General features: G+C 70.7%; 1 protein-coding gene and 1 pseudogene. Both read left to right on the forward strand.

The window, feature by feature from the left end; all coding sequences use genetic code 11:
• The first annotated feature begins 633 nt into the window (after nucleotides 1-633).
• Nucleotides 634-957, forward strand: a complete 324-nt coding sequence (locus DQW06_RS07905; protein ID WP_041553490.1) for a LuxR C-terminal-related transcriptional regulator — start codon at nucleotides 634-636, stop codon at nucleotides 955-957.
• A gap of 193 nt (nucleotides 958-1,150) precedes the next feature.
• Nucleotides 1,151-1,347: pseudogene (locus tag DQW06_RS07910) on the forward strand (N-acetylglutamate synthase); the annotation flags it as partial.

The raw sequence follows: 1,347 nt of genomic DNA on the forward strand, positions 1-1,347 counted from the left end.
GGGCCGTCGCACACACGGTGCGGCGGCCCCGCCCCCTCAGTCGGGACAGGGCCCGTACCACGGGTTCCGCCGTCCCGGCCGGACAGGCCGTGCGAACCGGGGGCCACGGCCGCGTGACCCGTCGGACAGTTCCGAAGTTTTTGCCGACCGGGGCCGGGCGAACTCGGCCACTCTCCGCTGAACGTTGTTTACGCAGGTCAATGTAGTCAGCGTATTTTCCCTTCCATTACTTTGTCACGGAAGGGGCTGCCATAACTACACATGGTGATTTATGGGGCCTTGACGGTATCATCTCTGCGGCCTAGCGTGCTGTGAGCGGGTCGAGACCCGTGGAGTTCGCCGAAGTGGATCGAGAACGACGGTGAGCGGGGAGAGGGACCGCCGGACGCGGTCCGCGTTCCCGCGCGCATGCGCGCCCTCGGTGGAGTCTGTCCGTCCCAGCCTCCAGCGAACCGGCCCCTGCGACGTCCGTGCGCCCGCCCCCGGTCCCTGTGCCAGAGGGATACGCGGGGGACAGCGGTGCGCCCGGGAGTCTTCCGTCGCGCCGGACCAGGGGGAGACCCGTGTCCGGCGCGCTCGCGTCCGCCAGGTGACGAGTCGATGTTCCGCACTCACATGATGAGGGAGGACGGAGTGGAACAGGCCACACTCGTACGACGTACCGCTGATGAGCAGGGCACCCTTCAGACCAGGGAGCACCGGGAGAACGTGGTCCCCCTGCAGGCCCGCCCGCACGAGACGGCTGTGAGCAGCCCCTACGCGCCGGTGGAACTGAACCACGAGGAACTCGAACTGCTCGCCGAGATCGCCACCGGTGTCACCACGGAGGTGGCGGCCCGGCACCTCGAACTCAGCGCGCGCACCCTGCGTCGCCGCATCCGCAACATCTGCGACGTGCTCGGCGTGAACACGCCCATCGAGGCGGTCGTCTGGGCCGCGCGGCGCCAGCTCATCTGAGCCGTCCGCGGCACGGCGCCGCGGTCGCGCGGCGGCGCCGGGCGACCTCCGGAGAAGGTGCTCGCCGGAGTAAGGGCGATCCGGTGGGCGCGGCACCCACCACGGCACCCACCGGCGCACCGGTGGGTGCCGACGCGTTTTCGGACCGCGCGCGTCCGCCGGGCTCGGGGTCCGGGCGTAGTCTGGTCCGGCTATGCCCGTTCGCCATGTTCACGTGCGCCGCGCCAGGACGCGCGACGTCGCCGCCGTCCGACGCCTCGTCGACGCCTACACCGTCGACCGGCGCGTGCTCTCCAAGAGCACCGTCAACCTCTACGAGGACGTCCAGGAGTTCTGGGTGGCCGAGGCCGAGGTGGTCCCCGACGGCTCCGGCCCCGCCTCCCCGCACGC

The organism is Nocardiopsis sp. TNDT3, assembly GCF_003427465.1.
Classification (GTDB): Bacteria; Actinomycetota; Actinomycetes; order Streptosporangiales; family Streptosporangiaceae; genus Nocardiopsis; species Nocardiopsis dassonvillei.